We start from the raw sequence: 18,264 nt of genomic DNA on the forward strand, positions 1-18,264 counted from the left end.
ATAAATACATCCCGGGTTTTCCGGAGGATGTCAGCACTTTATTACTTGTATGTTTTTTCACATAATACAGGCTGCAAAATTCTTTTTAGTATTTTAGCATGGCTGCGCTCGGCGTAAAACATCATGTATCTGCACCAGGGCCGGTATGGTTTTTATTACATAACTCATGTATTGTTATCGGATCATGAGATAATCCTGTTATTATCATGTAGAGGTGAGATACTTATGAAAAGGATAGGCGTACTTACAAGTGGAGGAGATTCACCCGGTATGAACGCCGCTGTACGGGCGGTAGTAAGAAAGGCAATCTTTCATGATATTGAAGTGTATGGAATTTACCATGGATACGAAGGCTTAATTAAAGGAGACATTAAAAAACTGGAATTAGGGTCTGTCGGTGATATCATCCAGCGTGGGGGAACGATGCTGTTTTCTGCACGCTGCCCTGAGTTTAAGACGGAAGATGGCCAGCTGAAGGGCATTGAACAGCTGAAAAAGCATGGTATTGAGGGTCTGGTCGTCATAGGCGGAGACGGTTCATATATGGGAGCCAAAGCACTCACTGAAAGAGGCTTTCCTTGTGTGGGCGTTCCCGGTACAATCGATAACGATATACCTGGAACAGAATTTACTATTGGATTTGATACTGCGATTAACACAGTGATTAACGCGATAGATAGAATCAGGGACACAGCCACTTCTCACAAAAGGACTTATGTAATTGAGGTGATGGGGCGGGATGCCGGTGATATAGCCCTTTGGGCGGGACTTGCCGGAGGTGCAGAATCAATATTAATCCCTGAATCCATTGGAGATAATGATATTGATGATGTTGTGGCCCGCCTTCAGCGCGGTCAGGAGCGTGGGAAAAAACATAGTATCATAGTCGTTGCGGAAGGAATAGGAAATGCCGTGGAATTTGGCAAGAAGCTTGAACAACTGACCGGATATGAAACCCGGGTATCTGTTTTGGGATACATTCAGCGCGGAGGCTCCCCAACCGTTGCAGACCGGGTGCTGGCAAGCAGGCTCGGCGCATATGCCGTAAGCCTGTTATTGGAAGGGAAGGGCGGCAGGGCAGTGGGCATTGAGCGCAATCAGCTGGTGGATTATGATATTATAGAAGCCTTGACGCAGAAAAAGCACACGCTCGATCAGTCCATGATCACGCTGGCAGAGGAGCTGTCCATCTGACGGCTCCTGCGGCATCAATACTTATTGCAGGCAGTCTGCCAGACAATCATGAGTTGGACAAAATTCTTATTAAGAAGTAATGGAGGCATATACATGCGAAAAACAAAAATCGTTTGTACGATAGGACCGGCAAGTGAAAGCCTGGAAAAACTCACAGATTTAATGGAAGCTGGAATGAATGTATGCCGGCTGAATTTTTCACATGGAAGCCATGAAGAACACGCTGGAAGAATTACGACGATCCGTGAGGCTGTTGAAAAGACAGGTAAACAGGTAGCCATTCTTCTGGATACAAAAGGCCCTGAAATCCGGACTCATAATATGGAAAATGACGCTATTGAACTGGCTGCCGGCAATACCGTTGAAATTTCAATGACTGAAGTGCTCGGTACACCGGAAAGATTTTCTATTACATACGAAGGACTTATAGATGATGTCCACCCTGGATCAAAAATTCTTCTGGACGATGGATTGATCGGACTGGAAGTAACAGATATCCGGAAAGAGGATGGCATCATTGAAACTCGCATTTTGAATCCAGGCACGCTGAAGAATAAAAAAGGTGTGAACGTTCCTGGGGTAGCTGTAAAGCTTCCGGGTATTACCGAGAAAGATAAACAGGACATCATTTTCGGAATCGAGCAGGGAGTTGATTTTATTGCAGCTTCATTTGTGAGACGCGCTTCTGATGTCCTTGAAATACGTGAACTGCTTGAAGCACATGATGCGGGGCATATCCATATCATTCCTAAAATTGAAAACCATGAAGGTGTAGAGAAAATTGATGAAATCCTTGAGGTTTCTGATGGCCTGATGGTGGCAAGGGGAGACCTGGGTGTAGAAATTCCGGCAGAAGAAGTGCCGCTTGTCCAAAAGGAATTAATCAGAAAATGTAATTTCCTTGGAAAACCTGTTATCACTGCAACCCAGATGCTGGATTCTATGCAGCGTAATCCGCGTCCTACTAGAGCGGAAGCTAGTGATGTTGCCAATGCAATTTTTGATGGAACAGATGCCATCATGCTTTCAGGAGAAACAGCAGCAGGAGCATATCCGGTCGAAGCGGTTAATACCATGCACAACATTGCATCTCATACAGAAACAGCTCTTAATTACAAAGAAATTGTGACTGCCAGAAGCAGGACCAGCGAATACAATGTGACAGATGCCATCGGGCAATCGGTTGCGTATTCTGCCTTAAACCTTGAAGCAGGGGCAATCATCACTCCGACAGAAAGCGGCCATACGGCACGTATGATTTCAAGATACCGCCCGAAAGCGCCAATAATCGCTGTCACAGCCTCTGAAAAGGTTTCTAGGAAGCTTGGTTTGGTATGGGGTGTTTATCCTCAAATAGGCCGTCAATCCTCTTCTACGGATGATATGCTGGACGATGCGATTGAAAAGAGCCTTGAATCAGGAATCGTAAGCCACGGAGACCTTGTAATCATCACTGCTGGTGTTCCTGTTGGAGAAGCCGGAACAACGAACCTCATGAAGATTCATGTTCTTGGCGATGCGATGATTAAAGCACAGGGAATTGGCCGGAAATCGGCAAAAGGACAGGTAGTCATTGCAAGAACAGCTGAGGAAGCTAACCAGAAAGTGACAGATGGCTGTATCTTAGTGACTTATTCATCAGATAAAGATATGATGCCGGCCATCGAGCGCTGTGCTGCTCTGATTACGGAAGAAGGCGGATTGACCAGCCATGCTGCCGTTGTGGGGGTCAACCTTGGCATACCGGTGATCGTAGGTGCAGAACGCGCACTATCCATTCTTAAAGATGGACAGAGCGTGACAGTCGACGCACGCCGCGGCACAATCTACGAGGGTCACACCAAGGTACTATAAGAATGAACAGGTGGCAGGGGAGGCCTTATGGGGCTCTTCTCTGCCGCTTTTTTTATGGCGGGAAGCGGAAGGAAAGGTAAGGCACATGAAATGAACAGGAGGGATGTAAGGTGAAGTGGATAGCCGCGATCATTGTGTTAGGTGCTCTTGAAATCGGAACTTTTCTGTATGCAGAAAGTCTTGCGGGTGCTTTTCCCGTTATTTTATTCATGGTTTTAACAGGCATTGCGGGTGCCTATATAGCCAGGAGGCAGGGATTGGCCGTACTTGAAAAGATTCGTATGAGTATCAGCCAGGGCAGAGCTCCCGGCGGAACATTGCTGGATGGCGCCTGTATTCTTGCGGGTGCCTTCCTGCTTATACTTCCGGGCTTTTTTACGGATATAATGGGATTGCTTTTTCTAGCCCCGCCTCTTCGTGCTTTTATAAAACCATGGCTCCTTCGTTATTTCAGAAAGGTCATTTATAAAAAAATAACGATCAGGAGAAGATAAAAATATCAAACATCGTTTCCTTTGATGTAGGTCCATATATCATGGAACACACCTGCCCGGTGCAGGGTGGTTAATATGACAAGGACGACTGGACCGACAATCAGCCCGGGAAAGCCAATGGATTTAAATCCGATAAAGAGCGCAGCGAGTGTCGCTAACGGATCGAGACCGATACTGGAAGAAAGCACTTTAGGCTCCATGATCTGCCTCTGTAACAGTACAATGAGATATAATATGCCGAGGCCGAGTGCAATTCCCGGATCTTTATCTACAATGGCTTCATAAAAGATCCAGGGGACAAAGATGGTGCCAGTGCCGAGGTAGGGAAGAATATCCACCATCCCGCATAAAAGGGCAATGGTGATGGCATACTCTACACGCAGGAACAGCAGGCCGGCAAGTACAATAACGGTAGTCATGGAAATGAGTGTTAACTGAGCTTTTATAAACCCGAAAAACGCTTTTTTTAAATCAAAAAACACTCTTCTGCCGCTTGTATTGGCTTTATGCGGCAAAAAACGCGATGCAGCGGAGGAGAGCTTGTACCAGTCCTTGCTGATGAAAAAGGTAGCCATGAATAAGATGGCGAAAACGGCAGCGGCATTGGGAAACCAGCCAAGCACAGCCGGTATGCCCTGGAAGGTGCTCTGAATAAACTCCCCGGCACTGTCCGCCATTTTATTGCCTGCAAGCCTTACATTATCCATCACGGTATCCTTTTGGCCGGGATTAAGGCTGTCAAAGTAGAGCGAGAGCTTATTATATTGCGGGATGACATAGGATGCGATCAGCTGCTCCAGATATTGGGCAGCACTTGCGATATGCTGGGGTATTTCTGCTGCGAGATAATAAAATCCGGAGATAATCTCGGTAATCATGAGGGTGAGTATCCCCGCAATCATCCCAAGAATACCGCAGATTGATATCAAGACGGCGAGGGCTCTTGGAAGCCTGGCTTTTTCCTGAAGGAAGCCGACGAGTGGATTCATGAGGAATGCTGCAAAAAAAGCAATGACAAATGGATAAATATATCTCCACAAAAAAATTCCTGCCAGAGCGGCACCGATTATAATCCCCGCCGTGATGCCAAATCGGATGAATCGCCCCATCAAAACAGAGTTCAAGAAATCTCCCCCCTATAGAATGCCTTAATCCTGCCCGATCCCGCACCAGATGCATAGTATGTGAAAAAGCTGTAAAATATACATTTGAAATTGTTTTATTAAAATAATTTATATGAAATGAGTTGAACAATATGCTAGCAGGTTCTTCATTATTCCTTTGTTTATTGATAGGAATTGGGCTGATAGCCAAGAACTATTCTCTAGCCTTTTCCGCCGGATTCCTCTTATTTGTAAAGGCCGCCGGGCTTGGCTCGAAGATTTTCCCCCTGCTCCAAACGAAGGGAATCAACTGGGGTGTCACCATTATTACCATCGCAGTACTTGTGCCTGTAGCCACTGGTTCGATTGGTTTTAAGGATCTGGGAGAAGCTTTAAAATCCCCTTATGCATGGATCGCTCTCGGTTCCGGGGTCGCTGTCGCGCTTATCGCCAAAAATGGGCTTGTCCTCCTTTCGGAGGACCCTCACCTGACCGCCGCGCTCGTTTTTGGGACCATCCTTGCTGTCGCCCTTTTTAAGGGTGTGGCTGTTGGCCCGCTGATTGGAGCAGGGATTGCCTATTTATTCATGAAACTGGTTGAAATCATTAAATAAATCTCCTTCTAAATTCTATTAAGAAATATAATAATTAGACTACTTCTTTATATTAAAAAAATAATTTTTTCTAAAAATAATGCGTTTTCATTCACAAATATCTGATAATTGTTTATAATATGTCATGTAAGCGCCTACCCTGCTAGATTCGAAATTCCAGGGAAGGCAGTGCCTTTTGGATGCGGATTGAGCAAGCGCTCGGCAGGTTTTAGAAATAGGCAGCAAGGGTAAAATATAAAGCGTTTTCTATACAGTGGGAAATGGTCTGTGCCTGGCTTCCGCCAGACATAGGATTGATATTTTGCCGTCATACAACATTATTATTTAATATATGTAGGTAGTTTTAGAAAAGGAGAGGTTTATATGTCAGTAACTAAAGGTCTTGAAGGGATAGTTGCAACAACTTCATCCATCAGTTCTATCATTGATGATACCTTAACATATGTCGGGTATGATATTGATGATCTAGCAGAAAATGCTAGTTTTGAAGAAGTGTTCTACTTATTGCTGCACCGCAGGCTTCCTACGTACAGTGAGTTAGAGGAGCTTACTGCACAGCTTGCTGAAAATTCTGCTCTTCCCGCAGAAGTGCTTCAGCACTTTAAAACGTATCCTATCCATGATGTCCACCCAATGGCTGCCCTTCGCTCTGCTGTATCACTGCTTTCTCTTTACGATTCAGAAGCGGATGTAATGGATAAAGAAGCAAATTACCGCAAAGCAATCCGCATTCAGGCAAAAATACCTGCAATCGTTACAGCATTTTCCCGAACCAGAAAAGGCCTTGAACCTGTTGAGCCCCGCAAGGACCTCGGCTTTGCTGCGAACTTTCTTTACATGCTGAACGGTACAGAGCCTTCTTCTATTGAGGTAGAAGCGTTTAATAAAGCCCTTGTCCTTCATGCGGACCATGAATTGAATGCTTCCACCTTCACTGCAAGGGTTTGTGTGGCAACTCTGTCTGACATTTACTCTGGGATTACTGCTGCCATCGGAGCATTAAAAGGCCCGCTGCATGGGGGAGCCAATGAAGCAGTCATGAAAATGCTGAGCGAAATCGGCACAGAGGACAATGTGGAAGACTATATCCAGGATAAGCTGAAAAACAAAGAAAAAATCATGGGCTTCGGGCACAGGGTTTACCGTAAAGGAGATCCACGCGCAAAGCATTTGAAAGAAATGTCAGAAAAGCTGACAAAATTAACAGGACAAGCCAAGTATTATAATATGTCTGTCAAGATCGAGGAATTGGTGACTTCCCAAAAGCCTCTTCCGCCAAACGTGGATTTCTATTCCGCATCTGTTTACCACAGCCTCGGAATCGACCATGATTTGTTTACACCGATCTTTGCTGTAAGCAGGACTTCAGGCTGGATCGCCCATATCCTTGAACAGTATGACAACAACAGACTGATCCGCCCGCGTGCAGAATATACGGGCCCGGATATGCAGAAATACATTCCAATTGAACAAAGATAATACAGAATAATGCGAAAAGTTTTATATATACTTAAAAATATAGTAAATTAAAATAGTTGGAATGAATTTGCAAGGTTAGGCGGCTACAAGGTTCCTAACCTTCGAGTTTGAATAGGAGGAGCTTTAAATGACTCAAGGCCAAAAAATCACAGTACAAAACGGAACATTGAATGTGCCTAACAATCCGGTAATTCCTTTTATCGAAGGAGATGGAATCGGTCCTGATATCTGGGCTGCTGCTTCAAGAGTGTTGGAGGCTGCAGTTGAGAAGGCATATAACGGAGAAAAGGAAATTGTGTGGAAGGAAGTACTTGCTGGTGAGAAGGCTTTTAACCAGACAGGCGAATGGCTTCCAGCAGAAACTCTTGATGTAATCCGCGAATACATAATCGCAATCAAAGGACCGCTTACAACTCCTGTAGGCGGAGGGATCCGTTCCCTGAATGTTGCGCTTCGCCAGGAACTTGATCTTTTCGTATGCCTTCGTCCGGTGCGCTACTTCGACGGTGTTCCATCACCTGTTAAACGCCCTGAGGATACCGATATGGTGATCTTCCGTGAAAACACTGAAGATATCTATGCAGGAATTGAATACAAAGAAGGATCTGACGAAGTTAAAAAGGTGATTCAATTCCTTCAGGATCAAATGGGAGTAAACAAGATCCGTTTCCCTGAGACTTCCGGAATCGGCATCAAGCCTGTTTCTAAAGAGGGTACTGAGCGCCTGGTACGCGGTGCCATTAATTATGCCCTTAAAGAAGGACGTAAGTCTGTTACCCTTGTACACAAAGGCAATATCATGAAATTCACTGAGGGAGCCTTCAAAAACTGGGGCTACGAATTGGCTGAAAAAGAATTCGGCGACAAAGTGTTCACTTGGGCGCAATATGACCGCCTTAAAGAAACTGAAGGTTCTGAAGCAGCAAACAAAGCCCAGGCAGAAGCAGAAGCTGCTGGGAAGCTGATCATCAAGGATTCTATCGCTGATATCTTCCTTCAGCAGATCCTGACCCGCCCTAAAGAGTTTGATGTGGTAGCCACTATGAACCTTAACGGAGACTATATCTCTGATGCTCTTGCTGCACAGGTGGGCGGCATCGGAATTGCTCCCGGAGCAAACATCAACTATGAGTCAGGCCATGCGATCTTTGAAGCGACTCATGGAACTGCACCAAAGTATGCAGGACAGGATAAAGTGAATCCTTCATCCGTTTTATTGTCTGGTGTACTAATGCTTGAACACCTTGGCTGGAATGAAGCAGCTAAGATGGTTATCAACTCTGTAGAGCAAACCATCTCGTCCAAAGTTGTAACATATGACTTTGCGCGTCTGATGGACGGAGCTACTGAAGTAAAATGCTCTGAATTTGCAGATGAGCTAATCAAAAACCTTGGCTGATAATATGTTTTTTGGACTTGCCGGGCTTTGCCAAACAAGTCTCTATTATATATGAGTATGGGAGGAAGATCAGATGACTTTTAGACGAAAAAAGATCTCTGTAATTGGCGGAGGCTTTACCGGAGCTACGACTGCATTCCTGCTTGCCCAAAAAGAATTGGGAGATGTAGTATTAGTCGATATCCCTCAGGCTGAAAATCCCACCAAGGGCAAGGCCCTTGATATGCTGGAAGCAAGCCCTGTGCAAGGATTTGATTCAAGCATAATAGGGACGTCCAGCTATGAGGATACGAAAGACTCGGATATTGTAATCATCACAGCTGGGATTGCCCGTAAGCCCGGCATGAGCAGGGATGATCTGGTTCAAACCAACCAGAAAGTCATGAAGTCTGTCACAAAGGAAATCGTCCAATACTCCCCAGAATGTACGATCATTGTGTTGACAAACCCAGTTGATGCCATGACCTATACTGTTTTCAAAGAGTCAGGGTTCCCTAAAAACCGAGTCATCGGTCAATCCGGTGTACTGGACACCGCTCGTTTCCGTACCTTTATTGCTCAGGAACTGAATATTTCTGTAAAGGATATCACCGGTTTTGTGCTGGGCGGACACGGGGATGATATGGTTCCATTGGTTCGCTACTCTTATGCCGGTGGTATTCCGTTAAACACCTTGATTTCAAAGGAGCGCCTTGATGAGATTGTGGACCGGACCCGGAAAGGCGGAGCGGAGATTGTAAACCTTTTAGGGAATGGAAGCGCCTACTATGCACCTGCCGCTTCATTGGTTGAAATGTCAGAAGCCATTCTAAAGGACCAGCGCCGCGTCCTGCCCAGCATTGCGTACCTTGAAGGAGAATACGGATTCGAAGGAATTTATCTTGGAGTTCCAACTGTCCTTGGCGCCAATGGAATTGAACAAATTTTTGAACTAGAGCTTACTGAGGATGAAAAAGCCGCACTTCAAAAATCTGCGGGTTCCGTCAAGAATGTCATGAGTGTGCTCGCTTAGACCAATTTAAGGAAGACAAGACTGGCCATGCACTTCAGCCAGTCTTTTTCACATTTTTAAATGGTTGAATCTTAATCGGGTTGGCAAAACTAGATGACAGCCATGGACATGAAAAATGGGAGGTTTTATTTTGCATGCTGGGAAAGATGAGAAAGATTGGAAAAAGGATTGAAGAAATTAAACCAGGGGAAAAAATCACTATAACCGAAAAAATAGAAGATAAAGATCTGCTTCTTTACCTTGGACTGACCAATGATGCAAATCCGCTTTATATACAGCATGACTATGCATCGCAGACCAAATACGAAAAACCCATTGTACCTCCGGTCATGCTTACAGGGATATTGGCTTCAGCGGTGTCCAAATATCTTCCAGGGCCGGGAAGTCATCTTCTTAAACAAGAATTGGAATTTCTTCGTCCCGTCTATCATTATGCTGTCGTAACCTTTCTCCTTGAAGTATCAGAAGTAGATGTTGAAAAGAAGACGATCTGTATCTCAGCAACTGGAGAGAATGAAAATGGTGAGAGAGTCATCCATGGAGTATTTACAGTAAGTCCCCCGGCTTATGAGCTCCAGACGGATGAAAGAACAAGGGAAAATGCCTGACAATCAAGAGAATATGGATGCTGCTGCCTGGTAAAAGGCAGTTTTTTTATTCTCTCTTTTTCTAAAGGATTGCGCTTTATTCATTTCAGTGAGGCGATTCCAATCTTTTTGTTCAAAATTTAAAATTTTATAAAAACGGATCTTTTTTTTCCGGTTCCTTAAATTATAGCAATGTTCTTTGTTGTTTATATGGAATTGTTTATAATAATAATGTAATGATGGCTCTTTGTAGGGGAATTTATTTTCTTTGGGAGGATTCTATGAGCAAAAAGGTATTGGTAGTAGATGATGAGGAATCGATTATTACTCTCCTACAATATAATTTACAACAATCAGGATATGATGTGATCACCGCTATGGATGGGCGGGAAGGGCTCACAAAAGCATCAGAAGAAGAGCCGGATATGATAATTTTGGATGTGATGCTCCCAGAAATGGATGGCATTGAAGTCTGTAAGCAGCTGAGGCAGCAAAAGATGGATGTTCCTATTTTGATGCTTACAGCAAAGGATGATGAATTCGATAAGGTGCTCGGCCTGGAGCTGGGTGCAGATGATTATATGACGAAGCCTTTCAGCCCAAGGGAAGTCATTGCGAGGATCAAGGCAATTCTCCGCAGGACCCAGGTGCAGAAGGAAGCACTCGAACAGGATTCCGGAGATGGAGAACTTTTAAAATTGGGGGATTTGAAAGTATATCCAGAACGCTACGAGGCCTACTTTGAGGGAAATCAGCTGGAGCTGACTCCGAAGGAATTTGAACTCCTTTTATATCTTGCCAGGAATAAAGGACGTGTTCTGACAAGGGACCAGCTGCTCAGTGCCGTTTGGAATTATGATTTTGCAGGCGATACCAGGATTGTCGACGTGCATATCAGTCATCTCCGTGAAAAAATAGAAACAAATACCAAAAAGCCGGTATATATCAAAACCATCAGGGGGCTTGGGTATAAGCTTGAGGAGCCGAAAGCGGAATGAGTAACTTCCGCTCAGGGCTTTTTTTTGCTCTCGTATCGCTGCTCCTGGCTGTGTTCCTGAGTCTGGGTTTGGTTCTGGGAGGGCTTTTTAAAAATAATTATAATACGACCTATAATGATCGTCTGCAAAAGGAAACGGAATTTGTCTCTAGCTATATTGATGAAAAAGGTGGAGCTGAAAATGCGATTAAGAGCGGCAAAATCAATAAGCTGAAGGACATTCTGGGTTCTAATATTACGATTGTAGACGAAAATAAACATATTACTTACAGTACTCCTTTTGACAATGGAAAGGATGATAATCGGCATACAGAAACGATTGAACGCATCGTTACTGAAAAGATCGGCAAAAAGCAGCAGGAGGGCTACGAGGTCATAGAAGGGCGGAATAATCAGCATTATTACTGGGCGAGACTTGGTTCAAGCGGTTCCTGGGAGGGATTCGTCATTCTGAGCAATGAGATGGATCTCATAAACCAGGCTAACCAGAAAATGTGGCTTATTCTTGCATTCAGCCTTGGGACAGCCTTAATTGTCATTCTGCTTCTGGCCTCGAGGATAACAGTCCGTTACACAAAGCCGATTGAAAGCGCAACAAGGGCTGCAATCGAGCTTGCCAAAGGGAATTATAAAGTAAGGACCTACGAGGAGGATTCGGATGAAACCGGTATGCTCAGCAGTTCTATTAATATCCTTGCGAGAAATCTTCAAGAAATGGAACAGCTGAGGGAAATGCAGCAGGACAGGCTCGGCACTCTTGTGGAAAACATGGGAAGCGGTGTTTTGCTGATCGACAGCCGGGGATACATTACATTAATTAATAAAACGTATCGAGATCTCTTCGGCGTAGATCCCTCCTATTTCCTATACAGATTATATTATGAAGTGATTCAGCATAAAGATGTGATCGGGATGATCGAAAATATCTTCATGACGGAACACAGCATAAAAAAGCAGCTCGTTCTGCCCTTAAAACTGGAAAGGAAGTACTTTGAAGTCTTTGGCGCACCTATAATCGGGAATCAGGATGAATGGAAAGGCATTCTGCTGGTTTTTCATGATATCACTGAACTAAAAAAGCTGGAACAGATGAGGAAGGACTTTGTGGCGAACGTTTCCCATGAGCTGAAGACTCCGATTACTTCTATTAAAGGATTTACGGAGACCATTCTCGATGGGGCCATAAACGATGAAAAATCACTGAGTCATTTTTTATCCATCATCCAAAAAGAAAGTGACAGGATGGAACATTTGATACAGGAGCTCCTTGAATTATCCAAGATTGAACAGCAGGGCTTTTCCATGTCCATCCAGAAAATCGACCTGGCAAAATTATCGCTTGAGACTCTGCCCATCTTTGAACAGCGTGCTCAGGAGAAAAGGATCCAGCTGTCCTCCAAGGTGCCTGATGCTCCTGTCTATATAGAAGGAGACACATACAGGATCAAGCAGGTCCTGATCAATCTTATCAGCAATGCAATAGCGTATACGCCGGCAGGAGGCGCTGTTTATGTAGAGATTATGGACAGCGGTGAAACAGCTCAGCTCAAAGTTGGAGATACGGGGATTGGGATTGCAAAAGAAGAGCTTCCCAGAATATTTGAGCGCTTCTATCGGGTTGATAGGGCCAGGAGCAGGAATTCAGGGGGAACCGGACTGGGCCTGGCGATTGTAAAGCATCTGGTAGAAGCACACAAAGGACATCTTCATGTTGAGAGTGAGCCAGGAAAAGGGACAGTGTTTTTTGTTGAATTCAATACGAGATTCAAGTATTAAATGAAGAATGAATTTCTCCGCGGAGAAGGGGCTTTACATTTCTTTAACAAATCTCATGCTTTTCATTTACATAGAGATGATAGTATAAAAAATGAAAGACCCCTTCATCCAAGGAGCCATTAGAAAAAGCGAAAACTACCCCGTTTTCGCTTTTTCGCTTTTACCGCCGTTGTTTTTCTTTCTTCATCATCTCATGATAGAATGAAGAAGGAAACATACGGCTTTTTTGATATAAGGCTTTTATTAACATATAGAGTTTATAGCAGTTATTTTCATTGCAAAACATACTAAGAACAGCATTCTATTGATAACACCTTATATAGCAATCGCAGCCTTTAAAGGAGGAATCATTTTGGACAAAAAGCTGGTATTGATAGATGGTAACAGCATTGCTTACAGGGCCTTTTTTGCCCTGCCGCTCCTGAATAATGACAAGGGAGTCCATACCAATGCCATCTATGGATTTACAATGATGCTTTCGAGGATTTTGGAGGAAGAAAGGCCTACCCATATTCTCGTGGCATTCGATGCCGGAAAAACGACATTCAGGCATGCAACGTTCACCGAATATAAAGGAGGAAGACAGAAAACACCTCCTGAATTATCGGAACAGTTCCCTTTTATCAGAGAGCTGCTGGATGCCTATAAAATTTCCAGATATGAGCTTGAAAACTATGAAGCGGATGATATCATCGGGACCTTAAGCCTCCAGGCTGAAAATAACGGCTTTGAAGTAAAAGTCATTTCTGGGGACAAGGACCTTACCCAGCTGGCTTCTGAAAAAACGACAGTCAGCATTACCAGGAAGGGCATCACAGAAATCGAGGAATATACTCCTGCACATATCCAGGACAAGTATGGAATTTCTGCAGAGCAAATCATCGATTTGAAAGGCCTTATGGGAGATGCTTCAGATAATATTCCCGGAATTCCCGGTGTCGGAGAAAAAACTGCATTGAAGCTGCTCCACGAATTCAAGACCGTTGAAAACGTAATTGCTTCCGTCTCGGAAGTGAGCGGGAAAAAGCTGCAGGAAAAGATCGAAGCAAACAAAGAAATGGCCATAGTTTCCAAGGAGCTGGCCACCATCACGAGGGAAGCCCCCGTCGAGGTTAAGCTTGAAGATATCAGCTACAGCGGTCCTGACCAGCAAAAGCTGATTGGTATATACAAAGAGCTCGGCTTTAATTCACTCCTTGATAAGATGGATACGGCGGAAACGGAAGACATTGAGCTTCAGGATCTTGAGGTTACCCAGCTGACTGAAGTGACAGAAGACATCTTTGCGGATGAAAATACTCTGTACATTGAAATATTAGATGATAATTATATAAAAAATGATATGGTCGGAATTTCTTTGCTCAATGAAAGGGGAAGCTTTTTCATCCCGGCTGATGTGGCGTTCGCGTCCAAGGAATTTAAAGCATTCGCAGAAGATCATAAGAAAAAGAAAGCCGTGTATGATGCGAAAATGTCCATCGTAAGCCTGGGGATTAAAGGGGTCAGCCTCAATGGAATCACGTTCGATCTTCTGATCGCTTCCTATATTCTGAATCCTGCGGAAAGCTCAGTGGATATTGCGGATATTGCCAAGCGTCATTATTATACGCAGATTCAGTCGGATGAATCCTTCTATGGCAAGGGAGCTAAAAGAAAGGTGCCTGAAACAGCCGAACTGTCCCTGCACCTGGCCAGAAAGGCGAAGGCGATTGATTCTTTAAAAGAAAATATTCTCGAAAAGCTTAGAGAGAACAGCCAATATCGGCTGTTTAAAGAGCTTGAGCTTCCATTGTCCTTTATCTTGGCCGAAATGGAGCTTCAGGGAGTGAAGATTGATATTCCGCGCCTGAAGGAAATGGGGGCTGAAATATCCAACCGTCTTAAAGCGATAGAAGAGAAGATATTTGAACTCGCAGGGGAAGCCTTTAACATCAATTCCCCTAAACAGCTGGGAGTCATTCTTTTTGAAAAGCTCCAGCTGCCTTCTGTCAAAAAAACGAAAACGGGATACAGTACATCAGCTGATGTGCTGGAAAAGCTTGAACAGGAGCATGAGATTGTCCGGGAAATATTGCATTACAGACAGCTCGGGAAAATTCAATCGACGTACATTGAAGGGCTCCTGAAGGTAGCAGATCCCAAAACGGATAAGGTCCATACCCGGTTTAACCAGACCCTTACCCAGACAGGGCGGCTCAGCTCGACCGATCCGAACCTTCAGAACATCCCGATCCGCCTGGAGGAGGGAAGAAAGCTCAGGCAGGCATTTATTCCTTCAGAAATGGGCTGGATCATGTTTGCCGCCGATTATTCCCAGATTGAACTGAGGGTGCTTGCCCATATCTCACGGGACGAAGGATTAAGTGCGGCCTTCCACCATGGCATGGATGTCCATACTAAGACGGCCATGGATGTTTTTCATGTTTCGGAGGAAGAAGTAACTTCGAATATGAGGCGCCATGCAAAAGCGGTCAACTTTGGGATCGTCTATGGAATCAGTGATTATGGCCTTTCCCAAAGTCTCGGCATTACCCGAAAAGAAGCGGGACAGTTCATTGAGCGCTACCTGGACAGCTATCCAAGGGTCAAAGAGTACATGTCAGAGAGCATTCTCGAAGCAAAGGAAAAGGGCTATGTATCCACCCTGCTGCAGAGAAGAAGATATATTCCTGAAATAACGAGCCGGAATTTCAATATTCGAAGCTTTGCGGAGAGAACTGCAATGAATACACCTATACAGGGAAGTGCGGCCGATATCATCAAGAAAGCCATGATTAATATGAGTGAACGGCTGAAGGAAGAAAAGCTGCAGGCCAGGCTGCTCCTCCAGGTGCACGATGAATTGATCTTTGAAGCTCCCAAGGAGGAGCTTGAAATCCTGATGAGGATCGTGCCTGAGGAAATGGAAAATGCAGTCGAACTGGATGTGCCGCTAAAGGTTGATTATGCATATGGGCCGACATGGTTTGATGCGAAGTAAGGAGGATATGAGGGATGCCGGAACTCCCAGAGGTTGAAACAGTAAAAAGGACCCTCGTAGAATTAGTCACGGGTAAAGTCATTGAAAATATTGAGATTCACTGGCCGAAAATCATTAAGCGGCCGGAGGAAATCCAGCAGTTCAAGGATGCCCTGATCGGACAGACCATCAGGGGTGTCGGCCGGCGGGGGAAATTCCTGATATTTTATTTAGATCAATACTCGCTGGTCTCTCATCTCCGGATGGAAGGAAAATACAGGGTGTCTCCTGAGGAAGAGCCCTATGATAAACATACACATGTCATTTTTACCTTTACAGATCATTCGCAGCTCAGGTACAGGGATGTCAGAAAGTTTGGCACCATGCATGTATTTAAAAAAGGCGACGAAGAAAATCATCCTCCCCTGAATCAGTTGGGGCCGGAACCGATTTCCGAAGAGTTTACCGCAGAATACTTAAAGGCAAGGCTCTCCAGGACAAAAAGAAAGATCAAGCCCGTTCTCCTGGATCAGAACGTCGTCGTGGGAATCGGCAATATTTATGTGGACGAGGCCTTATTCAGGGCGGGGATCCATCCAGAACGAACCGCTTCAGAACTGAATTTTGAAGAAGTGGAGCGTCTGCACAAAGAAATTATTTTAACCCTTTCCGAGGCGATCGAAAAGGGGGGAAGCACCATAAGGTCCTACGTGAATTCACAGGGGAAGATCGGGAGCTTCCAGGTGGAGCTCAATGTTTACGGCAGACAGGGAGAAAACTGCAAGGTCTGCGCGGCTCCCCTCATAAAATTGACTGTAGGCGGCAGGGGCACACATATCTGTCCTGTCTGCCAGAAGCTTCCTTAATCTGCATTAACCATGAATAGGCTCTCCCCATATACTATGGTAGTTTTGGGAGGGAGCATCATCATGGTAAAGAGCTTAGCGCTGCTCTGGCTCGCATTTGCGGTGAGCCTTGACAGCTTTAATGTGGGTTTCACCTACGGATTAAGAAAAATTAAAATTCCTTTTTTATCGATCGCCATAATTGCAGGGTGCTCCGCTATAAGCTTATATGCCGCCATGCTTTTCGGAAATGTATTCGGGAGGATCTTCTCGCCGGCTGCTGCTGGAAAGCTTGGCGGGGCTATCCTGGTCTGCCTGGGGATCTGGGTGGTATATCAGGCAGTAAAAAAGGAAAACAGCCTTGAAGGTCATGCAGAAGAAAAGATGCTGATTAAATTTGAAATAAAATCGATTGGGCTTATGATACAAGTCCTTAAAAAGCCCTTGTCTGCAGATTTTGACCGGTCAGGCTCCATTACCGGGGTAGAGGCGCTCATTCTGGGGTTTGCCCTATCGCTTGATGCCTTCGGGGCAGGAATAGGCGCCTCCATACTTGGATATTCACCGCATATCCTGGCCCTGGCTGTCATTGTTATGAGCTCTTGCTTGATTTGGCTGGGCTCAAGGCTTGGGAAAGTACTCTCTGTAAAAAGATGGGTGCATCAACTAAAGGTTATGCCGGGCATCATACTGGCGATCATTGGCATATGCAAACTTTTTTAAAGTATAGGATGATTGGATGAAGAGAGTAATAGGAATAACAGGCGGAATCGCAAGCGGGAAAAGTACGGTCACCCGATATCTGAGGGAGCTTGGCTTTACGGTCGTGGATGCGGATGCCGCAGCCAGAATAGTGGTCAAACCCGGTGAACAGGCGTATCACGGCATCTTGGAAGAGTTTGGTAAAGATATTTTATTGGAAGACGGGACCATCAACAGACCCCTCCTGGGCTCCATTATTTTTAATGATGAACACAAAAGAACAAAGCTGAATTCAATCGTTCATCCGGCAGTACGGGGCTGGATGAACGAACAAAAGGAGCGCGCATTTGCTGCAGGGGAAAAAACGGTTTTCCTGGATATACCGCTTCTCTTTGAAAGCAGGCTGACCCATATGGTCGATGCTGTCATTCTGATCTATGTTTCGAGCCATATACAATTGCAGAGGCTGATGAAACGGAACGGCTATACGGAGCAGGAAGCCCGCTCCAGAATCCTTTCCCAGATGCCCCTGGAGGAGAAAAAAATCTTAGCTCAGGCTGTCATTGATAATGAGAGCGATGTAGAACAGACTTATCTGCAGGTCAACGAGCTATTGAACCAATGGGGAATCGAACGTTAATTCTTTATATCCTGAGGCTGTCTCGAACAAAGAGACAGCCTTTAGCTGTTTATAAATACATATGGATCATCTTTTTTGTGACTGCTATAGGACTAGAGCTGCTGAAACTGTTCGGAGGAGCTCAAGCTTTCGCGGATAAGTTTTTGGGCTGAAGTTAAATGCATGATCCGGCAGCAGCAACAGGTTGAACGCCCTCAAGCAGTCATTTTGCACTAAATCGGTTATTTTCCTTCCCTTGCCTTTCGTTCACTTAGTTCTAACGCGTATTCATATTTCTCAGTCGGCAGCAAGGTTGATATTTCTGCTTTTATTAATTGAGCGGCTCCATCTTCATCTATCTCTCCAGTATCGAATTTCCTGAATATAGTCTGCATTTTTCTGCTCACTTCGTAAAAAAAACAGCTGTTTGATGCTTTTTCTTTAGCATCTGGATTTTTAAAAACATAATGGGATGGCACGGATTGCGGAATTTTTTCCTTAGCGGACACGGGAGAGTGGAAATACAGGCATATTCCTGCCATCAGCCCCGCATGTCATAATATTTTCATCATTTATTTCTCCTAAGAAGTCTTTTGTCGAATATAAGTATTTGTATTAATCTCTCAGTTA

At 44.7% G+C, this 18,264-nt stretch carries 16 protein-coding genes; 14 read left to right on the plus strand and 2 right to left on the minus strand.

Annotation, left to right across the window (positions count from 1 at the left end; all coding sequences use genetic code 11):
* The first annotated feature begins 225 nt into the window (after positions 1-225).
* From pfkA to H539_RS0111775, 3 genes are all read left to right on the plus strand, one after another.
* Entirely contained in the window at positions 226-1,194 is a 969-nt protein-coding gene (pfkA, locus tag H539_RS0111760) for a 6-phosphofructokinase (RefSeq protein WP_026693674.1), read from the plus strand.
* Positions 1,195-1,287: 93 nt separating this feature from the next.
* On the plus strand, positions 1,288-3,048 hold the full coding sequence (gene pyk / locus H539_RS0111765; RefSeq protein WP_026693675.1) for a pyruvate kinase: 1,761 nt from the start codon (positions 1,288-1,290) through the stop codon (positions 3,046-3,048).
* 110 nt (positions 3,049-3,158) lie between these two features.
* Positions 3,159-3,542 (plus strand): FxsA family protein, encoded by a 384-nt coding sequence (locus H539_RS0111775; protein WP_026693676.1) that lies wholly within the window; start codon positions 3,159-3,161, stop codon positions 3,540-3,542.
* Between the two features lie 5 nt (positions 3,543-3,547).
* Here the strand turns inward: H539_RS0111775 and ytvI are convergent, their stop codons facing one another.
* A complete protein-coding gene (gene ytvI, locus H539_RS0111780; protein ID WP_026693677.1) occupies positions 3,548-4,666 on the minus strand; it encodes a sporulation integral membrane protein YtvI in 1,119 nt (372 codons plus the stop codon).
* Positions 4,667-4,797: 131 nt separating this feature from the next.
* On the opposite strand from ytvI, the gene H539_RS0111785 reads away from it, so the two are divergent.
* From H539_RS0111785 to coaE, 11 genes are all read left to right on the plus strand, one after another.
* On the plus strand, positions 4,798-5,259 hold the full coding sequence (locus H539_RS0111785) for a DUF441 domain-containing protein (RefSeq protein WP_026693678.1): 462 nt from the start codon (positions 4,798-4,800) through the stop codon (positions 5,257-5,259).
* Positions 5,260-5,622: 363 nt separating this feature from the next.
* Positions 5,623-6,738, plus strand: a complete 1,116-nt coding sequence (gene citZ / locus H539_RS0111790; RefSeq protein WP_026693679.1) for a citrate synthase — start codon at positions 5,623-5,625, stop codon at positions 6,736-6,738.
* 127 nt (positions 6,739-6,865) lie between these two features.
* Positions 6,866-8,137, plus strand: coding sequence for an NADP-dependent isocitrate dehydrogenase (gene icd, locus H539_RS0111795; RefSeq protein WP_026693680.1), 1,272 nt, complete (start codon positions 6,866-6,868; stop codon positions 8,135-8,137).
* 73 nt (positions 8,138-8,210) lie between these two features.
* The gene (mdh, locus tag H539_RS0111800; RefSeq protein ID WP_026693681.1) at positions 8,211-9,149 is read left to right on the plus strand and encodes a malate dehydrogenase; all 939 of its coding nucleotides are present in this window, start codon (positions 8,211-8,213) and stop codon (positions 9,147-9,149) included.
* Between the two features lie 134 nt (positions 9,150-9,283).
* A complete protein-coding gene (locus tag H539_RS0111805) occupies positions 9,284-9,757 on the plus strand; it encodes a MaoC/PaaZ C-terminal domain-containing protein (RefSeq protein WP_026693682.1) in 474 nt (157 codons plus the stop codon).
* A gap of 260 nt (positions 9,758-10,017) precedes the next feature.
* On the plus strand, positions 10,018-10,734 hold the full coding sequence (locus H539_RS0111810) for a response regulator transcription factor (protein WP_026693683.1): 717 nt from the start codon (positions 10,018-10,020) through the stop codon (positions 10,732-10,734).
* Positions 10,731-12,509 carry a two-component system histidine kinase PnpS gene (gene pnpS, locus H539_RS0111815; protein WP_026693684.1) on the plus strand — a complete coding sequence of 593 codons (1,779 nt, stop codon included), beginning with the start codon at positions 10,731-10,733 and terminating at the stop codon, positions 12,507-12,509. The genes H539_RS0111810 and pnpS overlap by 4 nt, the downstream gene beginning before the upstream one ends.
* 352 nt (positions 12,510-12,861) lie before the next feature.
* A complete protein-coding gene (gene polA / locus H539_RS0111820) occupies positions 12,862-15,489 on the plus strand; it encodes a DNA polymerase I (RefSeq protein WP_026693685.1) in 2,628 nt (875 codons plus the stop codon).
* Positions 15,490-15,503: 14 nt separating this feature from the next.
* The gene (gene mutM / locus H539_RS0111825; protein WP_026693686.1) at positions 15,504-16,334 is read left to right on the plus strand and encodes a DNA-formamidopyrimidine glycosylase; all 831 of its coding nucleotides are present in this window, start codon (positions 15,504-15,506) and stop codon (positions 16,332-16,334) included.
* A gap of 63 nt (positions 16,335-16,397) precedes the next feature.
* The gene (gene ytaF, locus H539_RS0111830; protein ID WP_026693687.1) at positions 16,398-17,036 is read left to right on the plus strand and encodes a sporulation membrane protein YtaF; all 639 of its coding nucleotides are present in this window, start codon (positions 16,398-16,400) and stop codon (positions 17,034-17,036) included.
* 16 nt (positions 17,037-17,052) lie between these two features.
* Positions 17,053-17,655: a dephospho-CoA kinase gene (gene coaE / locus H539_RS0111835; RefSeq protein WP_026693688.1), complete on the plus strand. Its 603-nt coding sequence runs from the start codon at positions 17,053-17,055 to the stop codon at positions 17,653-17,655.
* Positions 17,656-17,876: 221 nt separating this feature from the next.
* Here coaE and H539_RS31470 read toward each other — a convergent pair whose 3' ends face one another.
* Complete coding sequence (locus H539_RS31470; RefSeq protein WP_155890017.1) at positions 17,877-18,029, minus strand: hypothetical protein; 153 nt, start codon at positions 18,027-18,029, stop codon at positions 17,877-17,879.
* Positions 18,030-18,264: the final 235 nt, after the last annotated feature.

Source organism: Peribacillus kribbensis DSM 17871 (assembly GCF_000430765.1).
Classification (GTDB): Bacteria; Bacillota; Bacilli; order Bacillales; family DSM-1321; genus Paraperibacillus; species Paraperibacillus kribbensis.

Excerpts from the sequence above, each read along its gene's own strand:
- pfkA (WP_026693674.1), top strand. The coding sequence starts at position 226 with ATGAAAAGGATAGGCGTACTTACAAGTGGAGGAGATTCACCCGGTATG.
- pyk (WP_026693675.1), top strand. The coding sequence starts at position 1,288 with ATGCGAAAAACAAAAATCGTTTGTACGATAGGACCGGCAAGTGAAAGC.
- H539_RS0111785 (WP_026693678.1), top strand. The coding sequence starts at position 4,798 with ATGCTAGCAGGTTCTTCATTATTCCTTTGTTTATTGATAGGAATTGGG.
- citZ (WP_026693679.1), top strand. The coding sequence starts at position 5,623 with ATGTCAGTAACTAAAGGTCTTGAAGGGATAGTTGCAACAACTTCATCC.
- icd (WP_026693680.1), top strand. The coding sequence starts at position 6,866 with ATGACTCAAGGCCAAAAAATCACAGTACAAAACGGAACATTGAATGTG.
- mdh (WP_026693681.1), top strand. The coding sequence starts at position 8,211 with ATGACTTTTAGACGAAAAAAGATCTCTGTAATTGGCGGAGGCTTTACC.
- H539_RS0111805 (WP_026693682.1), top strand. The coding sequence starts at position 9,284 with ATGCTGGGAAAGATGAGAAAGATTGGAAAAAGGATTGAAGAAATTAAA.
- H539_RS0111810 (WP_026693683.1), top strand. The coding sequence starts at position 10,018 with ATGAGCAAAAAGGTATTGGTAGTAGATGATGAGGAATCGATTATTACT.
- pnpS (WP_026693684.1), top strand. The coding sequence starts at position 10,731 with ATGAGTAACTTCCGCTCAGGGCTTTTTTTTGCTCTCGTATCGCTGCTC.
- mutM (WP_026693686.1), top strand. The coding sequence starts at position 15,504 with ATGCCGGAACTCCCAGAGGTTGAAACAGTAAAAAGGACCCTCGTAGAA.
- ytaF (WP_026693687.1), top strand. The coding sequence starts at position 16,398 with ATGGTAAAGAGCTTAGCGCTGCTCTGGCTCGCATTTGCGGTGAGCCTT.
- coaE (WP_026693688.1), top strand. The coding sequence starts at position 17,053 with ATGAAGAGAGTAATAGGAATAACAGGCGGAATCGCAAGCGGGAAAAGT.
- H539_RS31470 (WP_155890017.1), bottom strand. The coding sequence starts at position 18,029 with ATGCAGACTATATTCAGGAAATTCGATACTGGAGAGATAGATGAAGAT.